General features: G+C 34.5%; 16 protein-coding genes and 1 riboswitch. Of the genes, 9 read left to right on the top strand and 7 right to left on the bottom strand.

Going from position 1 to position 16006, the window contains the following annotated elements; genetic code table 11:
- The first annotated feature begins 252 nt into the window (after positions 1 to 252).
- Positions 253 to 354, top strand: coding sequence for a DUF3948 family protein (locus NLJ82_RS01190; protein ID WP_001060016.1), 102 nt, complete (start codon positions 253 to 255; stop codon positions 352 to 354).
- A gap of 65 nt (positions 355 to 419) precedes the next feature.
- Here the strand turns inward: NLJ82_RS01190 and NLJ82_RS01185 are convergent, their stop codons facing one another.
- Positions 420 to 1367: a substrate-binding domain-containing protein gene (locus NLJ82_RS01185; RefSeq protein WP_000712212.1), complete on the bottom strand. Its 948-nt coding sequence runs from the start codon at positions 1365 to 1367 to the stop codon at positions 420 to 422.
- A 133-nt stretch (positions 1368 to 1500) separates the two neighbouring features.
- On the opposite strand from NLJ82_RS01185, the gene modA reads away from it, so the two are divergent.
- The 3 genes from modA (at position 1501) to NLJ82_RS01170 (ending at position 4140) form a co-directional block, all read left to right on the top strand.
- Entirely contained in the window at positions 1501 to 2307 is an 807-nt protein-coding gene (gene modA / locus NLJ82_RS01180) for a molybdate ABC transporter substrate-binding protein (protein WP_001032220.1), read from the top strand.
- A gap of 5 nt (positions 2308 to 2312) precedes the next feature.
- A complete protein-coding gene (gene modB, locus NLJ82_RS01175) occupies positions 2313 to 2987 on the top strand; it encodes a molybdate ABC transporter permease subunit (protein ID WP_041185154.1) in 675 nt (224 codons plus the stop codon).
- Between the two features lie 301 nt (positions 2988 to 3288).
- Entirely contained in the window at positions 3289 to 4140 is an 852-nt protein-coding gene (locus NLJ82_RS01170) for a GRP family sugar transporter (protein ID WP_000353544.1), read from the top strand.
- A 67-nt stretch (positions 4141 to 4207) separates the two neighbouring features.
- Here NLJ82_RS01170 and pnuC read toward each other — a convergent pair whose 3' ends face one another.
- A complete protein-coding gene (pnuC, locus tag NLJ82_RS01165) occupies positions 4208 to 4858 on the bottom strand; it encodes a nicotinamide riboside transporter PnuC (RefSeq protein ID WP_000621366.1) in 651 nt (216 codons plus the stop codon).
- 187 nt (positions 4859 to 5045) lie between these two features.
- Between pnuC and proC the strand changes: the two genes are divergently transcribed.
- From proC to NLJ82_RS01145, 4 genes are all read left to right on the top strand, one after another.
- Positions 5046 to 5849, top strand: a complete 804-nt coding sequence (gene proC / locus NLJ82_RS01160) for a pyrroline-5-carboxylate reductase (protein ID WP_000956262.1) — start codon at positions 5046 to 5048, stop codon at positions 5847 to 5849.
- A 1-nt stretch (position 5850) separates the two neighbouring features.
- A complete protein-coding gene (pgoN, locus tag NLJ82_RS01155; protein ID WP_001054821.1) occupies positions 5851 to 6684 on the top strand; it encodes a glyoxal/methylglyoxal reductase in 834 nt (277 codons plus the stop codon).
- Positions 6685 to 6835: 151 nt separating this feature from the next.
- A riboswitch (SAM riboswitch) is annotated at positions 6836 to 6942 on the top strand.
- Between the two features lie 132 nt (positions 6943 to 7074).
- Positions 7075 to 8715 (top strand): peptide ABC transporter substrate-binding protein, encoded by a 1641-nt coding sequence (locus NLJ82_RS01150; protein WP_000726476.1) that lies wholly within the window; start codon positions 7075 to 7077, stop codon positions 8713 to 8715.
- A gap of 387 nt (positions 8716 to 9102) precedes the next feature.
- Positions 9103 to 10743, top strand: coding sequence for a peptide ABC transporter substrate-binding protein (locus tag NLJ82_RS01145; RefSeq protein ID WP_000731078.1), 1641 nt, complete (start codon positions 9103 to 9105; stop codon positions 10741 to 10743).
- 44 nt (positions 10744 to 10787) lie between these two features.
- On the opposite strand, the gene NLJ82_RS01140 is transcribed toward NLJ82_RS01145, so the two are convergent.
- From NLJ82_RS01140 to NLJ82_RS01125, 4 genes are all read right to left on the bottom strand, one after another.
- Positions 10788 to 11930: a YhgE/Pip domain-containing protein gene (locus NLJ82_RS01140; RefSeq protein ID WP_000353380.1), complete on the bottom strand. Its 1143-nt coding sequence runs from the start codon at positions 11928 to 11930 to the stop codon at positions 10788 to 10790.
- A gap of 58 nt (positions 11931 to 11988) precedes the next feature.
- Positions 11989 to 12570, bottom strand: coding sequence for a TetR/AcrR family transcriptional regulator (locus tag NLJ82_RS01135; protein WP_000124366.1), 582 nt, complete (start codon positions 12568 to 12570; stop codon positions 11989 to 11991).
- A 65-nt stretch (positions 12571 to 12635) separates the two neighbouring features.
- Entirely contained in the window at positions 12636 to 12827 is a 192-nt protein-coding gene (locus tag NLJ82_RS01130) for a hypothetical protein (RefSeq protein ID WP_000922549.1), read from the bottom strand.
- Positions 12828 to 12843: 16 nt separating this feature from the next.
- Complete coding sequence (locus NLJ82_RS01125) at positions 12844 to 13743, bottom strand: helix-turn-helix transcriptional regulator (protein WP_000544209.1); 900 nt, start codon at positions 13741 to 13743, stop codon at positions 12844 to 12846.
- 173 nt (positions 13744 to 13916) lie between these two features.
- Between NLJ82_RS01125 and NLJ82_RS01120 the strand changes: the two genes are divergently transcribed.
- Entirely contained in the window at positions 13917 to 14384 is a 468-nt protein-coding gene (locus NLJ82_RS01120) for a YusW family protein (RefSeq protein ID WP_001259643.1), read from the top strand.
- Positions 14385 to 14413: 29 nt separating this feature from the next.
- On the opposite strand, the gene NLJ82_RS01115 is transcribed toward NLJ82_RS01120, so the two are convergent.
- A complete protein-coding gene (locus tag NLJ82_RS01115; protein ID WP_000714093.1) occupies positions 14414 to 16003 on the bottom strand; it encodes a peptide ABC transporter substrate-binding protein in 1590 nt (529 codons plus the stop codon).
- Positions 16004 to 16006 lie beyond the last annotated feature (3 nt).

Genomic DNA, 16006 nt, shown 5'->3' with positions numbered 1-16006 from the left:
ACATTCTTACACGAATGTCTTTTTTTCTTACAAAAGTGTAAGTCTTCCGTAAGCTAATTCGATAGTTGCCGGCGATCATATTTCCTATAATTAAGACATACAGCAGGGCAACAACAATTCGAAAAGGAGCGGATACGCATGATGAACAAAATGAAATCAAACAAATTTTTAAATATAATGGGCATGGTGCTATCCGCACTTGTCGATGCAAAAGCTGTTGCAACTACATTAAACAAATAAGGAGAGATTATAATGAACAACATTACATTTAACAAATCAGACTTTATCGGACTTGCAAGTGGAGCGACTCTTCTTACAGCTTTCATTTACACACTTGCTAAAGGTCTTGTTTAACACTTTGTTTCCCCAAACCCCTTTATATATAGAAAAAGCTGCTCGTCTTATAGACAAGCAGCTTTTTAGTTTGTTTCATATATAGTTTGACCTGTTTTCGTCATATCATATCCGCCAATCGCTTTTAGTTCATTATGAAATTCTTCCGATTGCAGAATGTCTTTTACAACTTCGATCAGCTTTTCATTTTCTTTATTCTTCAAAATCACTAAATCATACTGCTCTTTCATGATTGGAATAAAGTCTACATTTACAATTTGCGAAAACTTTTCTGATCCTACTCCCACATCAGCTTTCCCATTCGCGACTTGCGTCGCAACACCAAGATGGTTCGATTCTTCCCATTCATATCCACTAATACGTTCTTTATTTAAATTTTGAATGCGCAATTGTTCATCAACTAACACCCTAATACCAGAACCCTTTTCTCGATTTATAAATCGTATAGATGATTGAGATAAATCAGCCCATGTTTTTATATTTTTAGGATTCCCCTTTTGCACATAAAACCCAACGTTCCTTGCTAATAAATTAATCATCGTACATGGTTGTCCTACTAAAATACGTTTTACGTAAGGAACATTATATGTACCCGTTTCGCCATCAAACAAATGCAAGCTAACGATACTTCCTTCTCCTTGATACATTTTTACTAGGCTCGTTAAACTACCTTGATATGCCCTTAATATATTTGAACTTGGCAGGCGATTTTCTATACGTTTTGCCAACATGTCTAACGTTAGTTCTTGTCCACTAATAATACATGTATTCGAGATACTATTACTGTCATTCTTTACAGAAGTAACTTGTACGTTACCTGTTTTCATTTGCTTAATATATTGTTCTAAATCTGCTGCATCAATGCGCATCTGTCTACCAATTCTATAAGAAGGCAGTTCTCCTTTTTTAATTAAATCGTATACAGTTAATTTTGATACTTTTAATCGCTTCGCTACTTCTTCCGTTGTGTAGGAATGATGATCCATAGACGATTCCTCACTTTCTTTCTTCATTGTAACAAAGAAAAGAATATTTCTCCTATATTTTAAAAATAACTACATCGTTCAAATTATATTCAATTATAACTAGTTATATTTAGTTATATTTAGTTATAATTAATTATGTCAAAATGAAAGGGGATTTTTTATGAATAAGTTTACATTACAATCCATCGGGGCACTTATCCTTTCTTTTCTTCTTATATTTAGTGTTGCATGTACAAGCGGAGAGAAGAAAGAGAAATCAACCGCTAAAGAAGGAAAAACAGTTGAACTTACTATATCAGCAGCTGCAAGCTTACAAGATGCGCTAAAAGAAATTGAAACAAAATATAAAGAAAAAGAACCTAATATTAAACTTTCTTTTAACTTCGGCGCTTCTGGTGCACTTCAACAACAAATCGAACAAGGTGCACCTGCTGATTTATTCTTCTCAGCAGCCGAAGATAAATTCCAAACTCTCGTTAAAAAAGGATTCATTAATGAACAAGAGGGGAAAAATCTCCTTGGAAACGAACTCGTTCTAGTCGTCCCAAAAGATAGTTCTCTTACAAAAATTCAAGATTTAAAAGATGAAAAAATAAAAAAAATCGCACTTGGTACACCTGAATCTGTACCTGCGGGAAAATACGCAAAAGCTTCTCTCACACATGAAAATCTTTGGAATGACATTCAAAATAAAGTCGTATTTACAAAAGATGTTCGCCAAGTGTTAACATATGTAGAAACAGGTAATGTTGATGCTGGTATTGTATACAAAACAGATGCTCTTATTTCAAACAAAGTAAAAATTGGTGAGACAGCAGCGGCTACTTCTCATGAGCCAATTCACTATCCTTTAGGTGTTATAAAAGAATCTAAACACAAGAAAGAGGCGACTTCATTTTATGAGTATTTGCAGTCAAAAGATGCACAATCTATCTTTAAAAAATACGGATTTACAGTCCTATCATAATTGCCATGAGCTTTGATACTATTTTATCACCAATCTTTCTATCTTTACGAGTAGCTGCATGTGCCACCATTATCGTTACCATTTTAGGAACGATAATCGGACGAGTGCTAGCACGCTCCTCATGGAGATATAAAGTAATATTAGAAACTATTTTCTTACTACCAATGGTACTTCCGCCAACTGTAATCGGCTTTTTTCTCATTATCATTTTTGGAAATAACAGTCCTATTGGAACGTGGATAGAATCAATATTTCAGCAATCTATTATGTTCACATCTACTGCTGCTATCATTGCTTCTACAGTTGTTGCATTTCCGCTTATGTACCAATCAGCAAAAACAGGATTTTCTATCGCGAATGTACAAATTGAAGAAAGTGCTCGTGACCTTGGTGCAAGTGAATATCAAGTTTTTCTACACGTCACACTTCCGCTTGCATTTCCTGCCTTACTAAGTGGAATGATTTTGAGCTTTGTTCGTGCGCTTGGTGAGTTTGGTGCTACGCTCATGTTTGCCGGAAACATTCCTGGTAAAACACAAACTATCCCAACTGCCATTTACATGGCGATTGATGCAAGTAATATGCAGCTCGCCTGGACACTAGTAGTTATCACTATTAGTATGTCCCTCCTATTTTTGCTATGTATTCAGCTTATTAATAAAAGAATTACTAACTCTTAAGGCAGCTCTTTTTGAAGCTGCTTTTTTATTTCTTAGGAAATAAAAATATACCACTGGGAAATAACTGAATTTTAAATTTTATTTAAATATACATTCTATTTGAATTTACTTTCTAAAATAGGCAATTTCCTGTTATTATATGGAGGTGTTTGAAAAAATGAAGAAATGAAAACGCATTTATATCGTGAATTCTTCATCCTGTTTTAGCGATCGGTAATCTTCTACTCTAGTAGTGGGGCATTACCGATCGTTAGAACGATATGTAATTATATTGGTATAGCAAAACGAAGGGAGTCTTGTAATGGACATTTTATTAGCGCTTCTTCCTGCAATTGCATGGGGAAACATCTTATTAGTAAGCGTAAAAATGGGCGGTGGTGCATATAGCCAAACGGTAGGTATGACAATCGGTGCTCTATTCTTCGCAACAATTATGTATGTATTTACTCAACCAGCTTTAACAATGACAATCTTGATTGTTGGTTTTATTTCAGGTTTATTCTGGGCTTTAGGACAAGTAAACCAATTAAAAACAGTTGAAAAACTAGGCGTTTCAACTACCGTAACAATTTCTACTGGTATGCAACTTGTTGCAACTTCTATCTTTGGGGTTATCGCTTTCCGTGAGTGGACTACTACTACAACGATCATTCTGGGAACGATTGCAATCCTATTAATCGTAGTTGGTGTTGTATTCACATCATTAGATGATAAAGAAAATGCTCAGCCACCAGGACAATTGAAAAAGGGACTTCTTACTTTAATTGTTTCTACTTTTGGCTATCTTGTATATGTAATTATTATTCGTTGGTATAACATCGATGGTTGGTCTGCTATTTTACCACAAGCAGTTGGTATGTTTGTTGGTGCGGTTGTACTGACATCTAAACATAAACCATTTAACAAATATGCAATCCGTAACGCTTTATCTGGTTTACTATGGGGAACTGGAAACTTATTCTTACTTCTTTCATTACCACGTGTCGGAGTAGCAACAAGCTTCCCACTATCTCAAACTGGAATCGTTATCTCAACATTTGGTGCGATTGTCTTCTTAGGCGAAAAGAAAACGAAACGTCAATTGATCTTTATTGCACTAGGTAGTGTTTTAATTATCGGCGGCGCTGTATTACTTGGTATGACAAAAGCATAAACTTATAATCTATTAGTAAACCCCTGAGGCACATATGCTTCAGGGGTTTTTTAATTCTAATTATTTTCTAGATATAATTATTTGTCTGTTTTTGTCCCTTATAATTATCCTTCCACTCTAGCAAACCCGCTACACATATAAAGAGATTAATAACAGCTAATATTAGCATAATATATAACCCAGTGGAGATATAAATTGAAATACTAACTACATTATATAAAATCCATAAATGCCAGTTTTCTAGGATTTTTCGACTTAGCATAAATTGAGCTATTAATCCTAGTACAGCATTTAAAGCGTCTAAATATGGACTTGCTGATTCTAAGTAATGGACTTGATAATACCCCCAACCAATCCATGCAACTAAAATAAAGATTATATAAAAAATCCAACCTTGCAAATCTAAACGAACTGTTGCTTTTACCTCTTCCTCCCCACTACGTGCAATCCAATGATACCAACCATATACATTAAATATAAATTGAAAACCTGCCAATACTGCCATTGCATATAAACCTTGTGTAATAAAAATATACAGAAATACCGCAACGGTAATCATACCGAATAAAAAGTTGGATACTTTTTCTCTTGCTAATAGCCAAACATTAATAATTCCCATGACCGATGCAAAGATTTCAATATAGCTCGATTGAATATACAATCCAACCAATACACAAATAATACTAGTAATGAGTAAAAAGAGCGGACTTCTAATCATAATCATCTCTCCCCAGATGTGTAATAAATTCCCTATCACCAGTATAAGGAATCACTCTCCCTTTCACCATTAATTTCCTACTTTTCATTATCTATTCCATCTACAATAAGCCTTTTCTTTTTACAAAATTCTCTTAAAAATGGTATCGTTTTTTATAACATATCTCCACTAGAAAGGAATAGAGGATATGCTAACTAAACATCGAATTCTATTTATTGGTGCTGGTCGTATGGCAGAAGCTATATTTTCCGGATTACTTAAAACAAGCAAAGAATACATCGAAGAGATTATCGTTTCTAACCGAAGTAACGTAGAAAAGCTAGATCAATTACGAGCGCGATATAATGTGTCTACTACAACAGATTGGAAGCAACATGTTACGTCTGTTGATACGATTGTTTTAGCAATGCCGCCTTCTGCACATGAAGAATTATTAGCAGAGTTATCTCCGTTACTATCGAATCAACTTGTCGTAACGGTAGCTGCCGGCATCGGCCCATCTTATTTAGAAGAAAGACTTCCTAAAGGAACGCCTGTTGCTTGGATTATGCCAAATACAGCTGCTGAAATTGGTAAGTCTATCTCCTTATACACGATGGGACAATTCGTAAACGAGACTGATCAAGAAACCCTGCAATTGCTTTTAGGGGGCATTGGTACTTCGCAACTTTGTACCGAGGAAGAAGTTCATCAACTTACTGCAGTTACTGGAAGTGCACCAGCCTTCCTTTATTACTTTGCTGAAAGTTTAATTGAAGCAACAAAAAGTTATGGAGTCGATGAAGCAACCGCAAAACACCTTGTCATTCAAATGATTTCTGGCTCTGCTTCTATGCTTGAACAAACACAAGATCCAGCTAACCTCCGTGAACAAGTAACAACGCCAGGTGGTTCCACAGCTGAAGGTCTCAAAGCTTTATATGAATATAATTTTTCAGAGGCAATTCAAAAAGCAGTAGAAGCAACAAACAAAAAAGCTAGGGGGAAATAATATGAATTTAACAAGTTTAAAAGACTATACAACATTACATAACGGTGTAAAAATGCCTTGGTTCGGTTTAGGTGTTTTTAAAGTAGAAGATGGTTCAGAAGTAATTGAATCTGTAAAATCAGCAATTAAAAATGGTTACCGCAGCATTGATACTGCAGCAATCTATCAAAACGAAGAAGGCGTTGGCCAAGCAATCCGTGAATCAGGTGTTGCACGTGAAGAATTATTTATTACATCAAAAGTATGGAATAGCGATCAAGGGTATGAAACAACACTTCAAGCATTTGAAACTACATTAGAAAAATTAGGACTAGAGTATTTAGATTTATATTTAGTACATTGGCCTGTAAAAGGGAAATATACTGAATCATGGAAAGCGTTAGAAAAACTTTATAAAGACGGCCGTGTTCGTGCAATTGGCGTGAGTAATTTCCATATTCACCACTTACAAGACGTATTTGAAATTGCTGAAATTAAGCCAATGGTCAATCAAGTGGAATACCACCCACGTCTAGCACAAGAAGAGTTGCACGCTTTCTGTAAAGAACATAATATCCAGCTTGAAGCTTGGTCACCGTTAATGCAAGGACAACTACTAGATAATCCAACGTTGCAAGAAATTGCGACAAAATATAATAAATCAACTGCGCAAATTATTTTACGCTGGGATTTACAAAACGAAGTTGTAACAATTCCTAAATCAATTAAAGAACATCGTATTATTGAAAATGCAAACATCTTCGACTTTGAATTAAGTGCTGATGATATGAAAGCAATTCAAGCTTTAAATGAAGATCGTCGCGTTGGTCCAGATCCAGATAACTTTAACTTCTAGTAGAAAAACCACTGCCATATGCAGTGGTTTTTCGTTAAAGAAAACTGAAAATTTAAACTATATTTCATTCAGTTGACACTTCATCATCCAAGGTGTAAGATTTTGAATTATCAAAGAAACACAAAAATTAATAAAGTTTATTCGTTTACTCATTGTATCAAGAGAGGTGGAGGGACTGGCCCTTTGAAACCTCGGCAGCAGGTTCATTTTTGAATACTGTGCCACTTCCTGCAAGCTTTATAGCTTGAAAGATAGAATGAGGGACTTCGTTTATATACGGGTGCATAACTTGTACGTAAAAATCCCTCTTTCTCAATACGAAAAGAGGGATTTTTTATTTTTCATTTCCCTCATCATCATCCAAACTTAATTATTTAGGAGGAAAACCAAATGAAAAAGAAGTTTGTACCCGGTATTGCATCAGTTGTAGGAGTAAGTATTTTATTAACTGGTTGCGGTAGTTATAAAAACGAAGCAAGCGGAGCAAATGCAAAAGACGAGGCACCTAGTAAACAGGTTTTAAACTTATCTTCACCTACTGAAATACGAACAATGGATACAGCTCGTGCTACAGATACTGATTCTGGTCAAGTAATGAGAAACGTATTTGAAGGTTTGTATAACCTTGGTGAAGGTAATAAACCTGTCCCTGGTGTTGCAAAATCTCATGAAGTAAGTGGCGATAAAACGAAATACACATTCCACCTGCGAGATTCAAAATGGTCAAACGGTACTCCTGTTACAGCGAAAGATTTTGTCTTCGCTTGGCAAAGAGCTGTCGATCCAGCAACAGCCTCTGAATATGCATTTCTATTCTTTGATATTAAAAATGCAACAAAAATTAACAACAAAGAACTTCCAGCCGACCAACTTGGTGTAAAAGCAGTTGATGACCATACGTTTGAGGTAGAATTAGAGCGTCCTGTTCCTTATTTTATTAGCTTAACAGCGTTCCCAACATTTCTACCAATTAACGAGGAATTCTTTAAAAAACAAGGTGATAAGTACGCTTTAGAAGACAACACAATCTTGTACAACGGCGCTTTTACACTAAGCGATTGGAAGCATGAACAAAGCTTTAAATTCAAGAAAAACCCTACCTATTGGGATAAAGATACTGTCAAACTAGAAGAAATCAATTTTAACGTTGTAAAAGAAAAATCAACAGAAGTAAACTTATTCGAATCAAAACAATTAGACCGTATAAAATTAACATCTGATTTCGTTGATAAATATAAAAAGGATGCAAACTTTAAAGAACGCCCGAACGTAGGCGTACAATTTTTACGTATGAATCAACAAAACAAAGTACTGCAAAACGTTTCTGCACGCCAAGCAATTGATCAAACAATTGATCGAAAATCCTTTGTAAATACGTTATTAAATGATGGCTCTACACCAACCTTTGGTCTCGTTCCAAAAAACTTTGCAAAAGGGCCTGATGGAAAGGACTTCCGTACTATAAATGGAGATTTAACTAAAGTTGATACAAAATCTGCACAAGAGTTATGGAAAAAGGCAAAACAAGAGCTTGGTTCTGAAAAGATTACATTAGAATTATTAACGAGTGATGCTGACCTTGATAAGAAAACAGGTGAGTTCTTAAAAGGACAACTAGAAAAGAATTTAGATGGATTAACAGTAAATGTGAAACCACAACCACGTAAACAACAAGTTTCACTTTTATTAAAAGGTGACTATGAAATCGGTATTGATGGCTGGAGCCCTGACTTTGCTGATCCAATTACATTCCTTGAATTGTTTACAACGAATAACCCTTACAACTTGGATCATTACTCTAATAAGGAGTTCGATGAAACAATTGAAAAAGTGAAAACGACTTTAGCTGGTGATGAAAAAGCTCGCTGGGAAGCATTACTAGCATCTGAGAAAATATTATTTAAAGACTCTGTTATCGCTCCCCTTTACCAAAAAGGCGAATCTTATTTAGAACGTTCTTATGTGAAAGGAATTGTGCAAGTAGACTTTGCAGGCCAATTAAACTTCAAATGGGCACAAATTGAAAAATAAAAGGCAAGCTGAATCGATATTTTTCTATCTACAGTAATTATTTTATTAAAAAAATGTATTAAAAGCGGATTCTCAATAAGAGGAAATCCGCTTTTTTAATATATTATTTTAAAAAATTAATGCTCAAATTTTTATTATTGACATATAGTTCTCTCCAGTGTTAATATTCTAAATAATCAAAGAAACGAAATATTTCACCATCATAATATAACGTCTACTACGTCGAAGCATATAATGATAAATTATAGTTCAACATGTATATACATATAGAACACCTGATTACCTACATGTACATATTTATAATAGGTTTTCTCTTCTTCTATAGATACACTTCAAAACATGGACATTATGACGTTACGAAACAACACATTTAGGGAGGAACGAACAATGAAGAAAAAAGTTGTACCTGTTGTTGCATCTGTTTTAGGGGCAAGTCTATTACTAACTGCTTGCGGGGGAAATAAAGATAACGCAAGCGGAGCGAAAGCAAATGATAAAGCACCTGATAAACAAGCAATTAACTTATCATTTGCTTCAGAAATTCCAACAATGGATGTTGCAAAAGCAACGGATGGGGAATCCATGAACGTAATGCGTAATGTTTTTGAAGGGTTATATGCAATGGGAGAAGATAATAAACCGATTCCTGGTGTCGCTGAGTCGGTTGACGTTAGTCCCGATAAAACGAAATATACATTCCATCTGCGTGATTCAAAATGGTCAAACGGTACTCCTGTTACAGCAAAAGACTTTGTCTTCGCTTGGCAACGTGCCGTAAACCCTGATACAGCAGCTGAATATGCATTCTTATTCTTCGATATAAAGAATGCGAAACAAATAAACCAAAAACAATTGCCGATTGATCAACTAGGGGTCAAAGCTATTGATGACAAAACATTAGAAGTACAACTAGATCGTCCTGTTCCCTACTTCTTAAGTTTAACGACATTCTCAACATTCTTACCAATTAATGAAGAGTACTTAAAGTCTCAAGGCGATAAATACGGTTTAGAAACAAATCATTTAATTTACAACGGTGCCTTCACATTAGATAACTGGAAACACGAGCAAAGCTTCCAACTGAAGAAGAACCCTAACTATTGGGATGCTAAAACGGTGAAATTAGAAGAAATCAACTTCAATGTCGTTAAAGATAAGTCTACAGAAGTTAATTTATATGATTCAGGACAAATTGATCGCGTTGCTTTAACTGCGGAGTTTGTTGATAAATATAAGGGCGATCCAAACTTCAAAGAACGCGCTGAAGTTGGCATTCAATTTTTACGACTCAATCAAAAAAATGAAACATTAAAAAATCAACATGCACGCCTTGCTATTAACGGAGCAATGAATAAGAAAGCATACGTAGAAACAATTTTAAATAACGGCGCTGTTGCAGCTGAAGGAATGGTTCCTGCGAAATTTGCAAAAAGTCCTGATGGCAACGACTTCCGTAAAGAAAATGGAAATCTAGTGAAAGATGATGTGAAAACAGCGAAAGAAAACTGGAAAAAAGCGAAGCAAGAACTGGGTACTGACAAAGTAACAATTGAACTCTTAACAAGTGATAATGCTTTAGCTAAAAAGACTGGTGAATATTTAAAAGGTGAACTAGAAAAGAACTTAGATGGATTAACAGTAAATTTAAAACCACAACCACGTAAACAACAGTTAAAACTACTGTTAAGTGGTGACTATGAAATCGGTATTGATGGCTGGGGCCCTGACTTCGCTGATCCAATTACATTCTTAGATTTATTTACAACAGATAGTGCTTACAACTTCGATAAATACTCTAACAAAGAGTACGATGAGCTAATTCATAAAGTAAAAACAGATTTAGCTGGTGATGAAAAAGCTCGCTGGGAAGCAATGAAGCAAGCTGAAAAAATTCTATTACAAGACGGTGCTGTCGCTCCTTTATACCAACAAGGTCGTTCTTACTTACAACGCTCTTTCATTAAAGGACTTGTAACAACTGACTTCGGTGGTGAGTTTAACTACAAGTGGACAGAAGTTGCAAAATAATAAGTGCTAATAAAAAGGTATCCCACCGAGGATACCTTTTTATTTTATGCTTCTTTAACTACAGAGCTTCTTCTTCCCTTTACCATTCCTTTTATGGCTAAAGTCATCACTGCTACTGATTGTGTAACCAATACAATAACTAATAATGAAATAATATTTCTCTCTAAACTAACTCCTCCAAATATTATTGTATAATAGCCATTCGCTGCATATGTTGCAGGAAATAATCCGCCGATTGTTTGATATGTTTTAGAAAGCATCTCATGTGGGACAATTACACCGGAACTTACAAGTTGTAACGATAGTGAGATAATATTAAAAATCATACCTGCGTTTCCAAACACAGTTAGAAACATTTGTGTTAATGAAAGAAATGCGAAGAAGACTATTGCTTGAAACACCCATATACTCCATACCGTTTCGTGCATCTCAATTTGGAAGCCTTTCATCAAACCAATTGTAATACATGCAAGTAAAATCGATACTGTACCGTTTATAATTTGTCTTGATAAGAAATTACTCCAACTGCCCTTTACTTCTTTTGCAACTTTTGATAATTCCATACTCATTATCATTGCTCCTACAAATGAAGCTAATACGATCATTAGCGGTACCATATTCACTGAAAATCCTTTTGCATCATTTACTTTATGAACTGTAAAACCAATTGAATCTTCAGTTAACCCTTTTATCACTTCTACATTCTCATGTCCTACAGCTTGTAGCTTTCCGACAATCACTTGTTTCTTATAACTTGCTACCTCTTTATTTACATTATCTCGAATTTGTTTTGCAGCTCCTTCCATCATTTGCTTTGCCATCATGGCATTCGCTTGATTAATGTGGAAGTTTAAATTTGATTTTCCTGTTTCATTTATATCTTTTGAAAAAGAAGCAGGAATTTCAATAATCATATTGTACACATGGTCATTCATTTCTTTGTTTGCTTTTTCCACAGAATGTTCTGCCCTCACTTGAAATGGTAAATTTCTCTGTAAGCCTTCTGCTATTTTACTCCCTATATTTGCATCCTCATTCACAATAGCAATACGCATTTGATCTGCTCGTTCATTCACTCCATCATATGCCGTTAACCACACGCAAAAGAAAATAAGTTGGAATGATAGCGCTACGATCATTCCTACATACGTACCTGGTCTTTTCAAAAACTGTTTTAATATATCCATCTTCCCGCTCTCCCACTCAGCAAGCAAGTACATGCTTGCATTTTATTTTAAATAAATACTAGGGTCTTAATGCCCTAGCATATAAAACAATATTATTTTCAATAAATTTCTCATCATCAACTTCTGTCAGGCGATCGGCAAAACGTAATTTAGATAAGAAATATCCAAAATTAATCCAGATAAAGTTCATTACTTGCGCTTCAATATTTGTATCAATAATGTTTCCTTTTTCCTGCATTTTTGCAAAATAGATACTTAATTCTTCTTTTAGTCCTTGTGGTATTTTAGCAATTTCCCCGTCTAATTCAGGAAATTCTCCAGCCTCACGTATACCAATAGCAATAATATCTTTTACCCCATCTAAAAAATTATGATAATGCCTTGCTAAGTTCTTTAAATCCGTTTCTAATTCCCACACAATTTCTGTTTGTAAAAACTGCTTTAAATGCGGTACATATGAAAATTCAGCAACCGCAGCTTCAATAACACCCTTCTTACTTTTAAAATTGCGGAATATCGTTACTTCATTAACACCAGCACGCATTGCAATTTCTTTCGTTGTCGCTGCTGTATATCCTTTTTCTTTCACTAATTCAATCGCTGCTTGAATAATTTTTTCTGCTGTCTTTGAACGCGCCATAAAACCCTCTCTTCCTCATGCAAGTGATCACTTACATTTAGATTATATAACTTTTCTAATAATTGTCAATAATCCTTTCTCCCTTCTTTTTGCACGGAACCAAAACTCATCATAAATATAAACACAAACATCAAATATGTTCTCCACGTCAAAGAAGGTATATGCCCTGACCAAAGATAGCTAACTAAATAATTAATTCCCATAATACAAGACGATATTACTAAACTAATACTTATTAGTTTTACATATTTGAGCATATCTTTTCTCCTTTTTTTATTTTTCTAATTCTTCAAATTGTAGATTCACTGGTTCTTCTAAGAGTGTTTCATAAAAGTTCTCTGCCAAATCTGTTGTAGGAATTTTTTCATCTACTTCATCAAATCGAATACTATCTAGCCACACATAACCTTCTCCTGATAATAAAACACCAAATGCAATACCAAGCGCTCCTTCTTTTATATCTAATACAACTGAGTACGATTGCCAATTATTCGTATTTTTAATGGGACGATTTTGCATATTATCCATAGCAAGCGGTTCTGTCTCTTTTCCATCTACTCGCATCCACAATCCTGCCCAATCTCTTACATTTTCACTCTTAACAAATGCTGTAAAACGTAATCTCTTCCCTACATATTTATCTGCTCTGAACATTTGCATTAATGTTGAAAATCCTCCGTGCGTAACATTCTCTTTTGCTTTTATGTATGCAGATACTTTCCCTTGATGGACAACTTCATAATCTAAACCCATCTCATATTCAGCAGGATGACTTCCACTTAAGATCCATCCTTTCGGTATACCTTTTTGCATTGAAACACCCTCTCTTTCTATATAAAATGACTGGAAGTACTTTCGATATTTCTTTGGTGGCAATTGAAACATTCTTTTAAAAGCTCTCGTAAATGCCTCTTGTGAGGAAAAACCATATTGCATTGCAATATCAATAACTGCTCTTTCAGTCGATACTAAAGTCTGCGCAGCATGAGTTAACCTTCTCTTTCGAATATAATCCGTTACACTCATCCCAACATATCTTTGAAAGATACGATGAAAATGGTACATCGATACTGCACTGTAAGATGCCACTCTTTCTGTTGTAAGCTCCTCATGTAAGTGATTCTCTATATATTCAATTGATTTTTTTATTATCTCTTTATACTCTTCATGCATTTTAGTCCCTCCCTCACAACTTCAATTTACCATATACATACAAATCGTTTTTGATTTAAATTGCGGATTAGCCCTTATGACTACAGAATAATAATTTATTTTCAACACATACATAATTACATGTTTTTGGGAAAAACTTGTATAGAACGAATTTACATAAGGAGGAATTTATAATGAGAACTCTACTATCAGTTTTATTAGCTCTTATGCTAGTACCTGCATTAACAGGATGTAAAGCTCCTGCAAAAGAAGATACAACTTCTAATAAAAAGACGACTGAAGAAGCAAAAAACGAGGCTCCTGCAGATTTAAAACTAAACTTCAATGAATTCGATTTAAAGGCAGACTACCAAGATACAAAGAAAGACTACGAAGCAGACTATAAAAATGTAGCAGCTGATAAGAAAATGGAAGCAAAAATTGAAGATCATAAAGCAGATGTAAAATTAACAGGAGACGAGGCTATCACAAAATTAAGCCCACTTCTACAAGAATTAAAATTTGATAAAGATACTGCTGACCAAGAAGTAATCGATCAAGTAGTGAACGTGTTCAAACTTGATAAAGACTATCAAAAATTTGATTTAGAAGTTGTCTTCTCTGATGGAACGAAAAAAGAATATAAAAGAGAAATAAAATAAAGAAGTAGGCAGTTGCCTACTTCTTTATTTTATTTCTTAGCATATCGTAAACTTGGTTGAGATCCTACGTAGTATTCTAATCCAGATACAGATGACTTTTGTAAATAAGAGTCTGTTGGGAATACAAGTGGGATTAAAGGATATTCTGTAAACATAATATCTTCTGCTTGATGTAATAAGTCAAAGCGTTTATTTTCATCTTGTTCTAATTTTGCTTGATTAATTAAATTATCAAAGTCTTTATTAAACCATTTCGCATAGTTATTTGGTCCATCACCTGCATAAATTTCTAATTGAGCAGCTGGATCTAATGTAGATCCTCCCCATCCCATATATGCGATTTGGAAGTCACTTTGTTTGTACATATCAATATAACTTTTCCACTCTTTACCTTCTATCTTTACGTCTACACCAAGATTTTTCTTAAACATTTCTTGAAGTGTTTCAGCTATTTTTTTCTTATCTGAATATTTCACCGTTACTTCTGGAAGTGTAGTCCATCCTTCTTCCTTCATTCCTTCTTCTAATAGATTCTTAGCTACCGCAGGATCATATTTAAAATAATCACCCTTCTCTTTACGGAAGTCACGACCACCTTCTGTTTTTGCTCCTTCTGGAACAAATCCATATGCTTCTTTTGCATTATTCTTTAATATTTTCTCTACGATAAACTTACGATCTACAGCTAATGCAAAGGCTTTACGAATTTTAGCATTTGTAAATGGTGGTTTCTCTGAATTAAATGAGTAAATATGAGTTGAGTAGTCTTGCATTTTTTTAAACTCTTTATTGTTTTGTTCTTTTTCAACTAAATCCGTTGGTATGTTAGATAATAAATCTAATTCTCCAGATTTATATAATTGATACGCTGTTTTACCTTCAGGAATAATACGGAATTCGATTTCTTTTGATGCTACTTTTTTATCATGGAATTCTTTATTTTTTTCTAAAATAATCGCTTGATTATGCTTCCATTCTTTCAATGTGAAAGGACCATTTGTAATTAATTCTTTTGGATCTACTTTTAGTTTACCTTTTTCGTCAATAGATTTTTTATTAAGTGGAATATATAACGACTGGGCTAATGTTCGCTTAATAGATGTTACCGGATGTTCAAATTGTAGCTTTAAAGTTACATCATCTACTGCTTGAATTCCTACTGCATCTTCTGCACCTTTCCCCGTATTAAATGCTTCTCCACCTTTAATGAAATAGAGTTCAGTTGCATTCATAGAACCCGTTTTAGGATTTAATATTCTCTTCCAAGCAAATTCAAAATCTTTTGCTGTTAATGGAGAACCATCAGACCATTTCAATCCTTTTTTCAAATAGAATGTATACTCTTTTCCATCTGCCCCAGCTTCCTCTTTCTCTACTAAATCCTTTTCAAACTTCCCATCCGTTGTCTGTCTATACAAAGTTGCAAATAAGTGCTCAATTACATAATTAGAGTTATTATCTGTTGAAATCGCTGAATCTAACGTGTAAGGATCACTACCGAGATTCGTTACAAAACGGTCTCCTTTACTAGCACTTGCTTTTGAAGTATCTTTCTTACCGCAAGCGACAGAAGTAATTGCTAATACGGTCATAATGACAAATAATAAAAACTTCTTCATCTT

The organism is Bacillus paranthracis (genome assembly GCF_024296885.1).
Taxonomy (GTDB): Bacteria; Bacillota; Bacilli; order Bacillales; family Bacillaceae_G; genus Bacillus_A; species Bacillus_A paranthracis.
Note: the sequence above shows the minus strand (reverse complement) of the source record. Positions and strands in the feature narration are given on the sequence as shown.

Bases quoted from the DNA above. Each gene is read 5' to 3' on its own strand.
- modA (WP_001032220.1), top strand. From the start codon at position 1,501: ATGAATAAGTTTACATTACAATCCATCGGGGCACTTATCCTTTCTTTT.
- NLJ82_RS01170 (WP_000353544.1), top strand. From the start codon at position 3,289: ATGGACATTTTATTAGCGCTTCTTCCTGCAATTGCATGGGGAAACATC.
- NLJ82_RS01120 (WP_001259643.1), top strand. From the start codon at position 13,917: ATGAGAACTCTACTATCAGTTTTATTAGCTCTTATGCTAGTACCTGCA.
- modB (WP_041185154.1), top strand. From the start codon at position 2,313: ATGAGCTTTGATACTATTTTATCACCAATCTTTCTATCTTTACGAGTA.
- pnuC (WP_000621366.1), bottom strand. From the start codon at position 4,858: ATGATTAGAAGTCCGCTCTTTTTACTCATTACTAGTATTATTTGTGTA.
- NLJ82_RS01190 (WP_001060016.1), top strand. From the start codon at position 253: ATGAACAACATTACATTTAACAAATCAGACTTTATCGGACTTGCAAGT.
- NLJ82_RS01125 (WP_000544209.1), bottom strand. From the start codon at position 13,743: ATGCATGAAGAGTATAAAGAGATAATAAAAAAATCAATTGAATATATA.
- NLJ82_RS01140 (WP_000353380.1), bottom strand. From the start codon at position 11,930: ATGGATATATTAAAACAGTTTTTGAAAAGACCAGGTACGTATGTAGGA.
- NLJ82_RS01135 (WP_000124366.1), bottom strand. From the start codon at position 12,570: ATGGCGCGTTCAAAGACAGCAGAAAAAATTATTCAAGCAGCGATTGAA.
- NLJ82_RS01145 (WP_000731078.1), top strand. From the start codon at position 9,103: ATGAAGAAAAAAGTTGTACCTGTTGTTGCATCTGTTTTAGGGGCAAGT.
- NLJ82_RS01150 (WP_000726476.1), top strand. From the start codon at position 7,075: ATGAAAAAGAAGTTTGTACCCGGTATTGCATCAGTTGTAGGAGTAAGT.
- pgoN (WP_001054821.1), top strand. From the start codon at position 5,851: ATGAATTTAACAAGTTTAAAAGACTATACAACATTACATAACGGTGTA.
- NLJ82_RS01185 (WP_000712212.1), bottom strand. From the start codon at position 1,367: ATGAAGAAAGAAAGTGAGGAATCGTCTATGGATCATCATTCCTACACA.
- proC (WP_000956262.1), top strand. From the start codon at position 5,046: ATGCTAACTAAACATCGAATTCTATTTATTGGTGCTGGTCGTATGGCA.
- NLJ82_RS01130 (WP_000922549.1), bottom strand. From the start codon at position 12,827: ATGCTCAAATATGTAAAACTAATAAGTATTAGTTTAGTAATATCGTCT.
- NLJ82_RS01115 (WP_000714093.1), bottom strand. From the start codon at position 16,003: ATGAAGAAGTTTTTATTATTTGTCATTATGACCGTATTAGCAATTACT.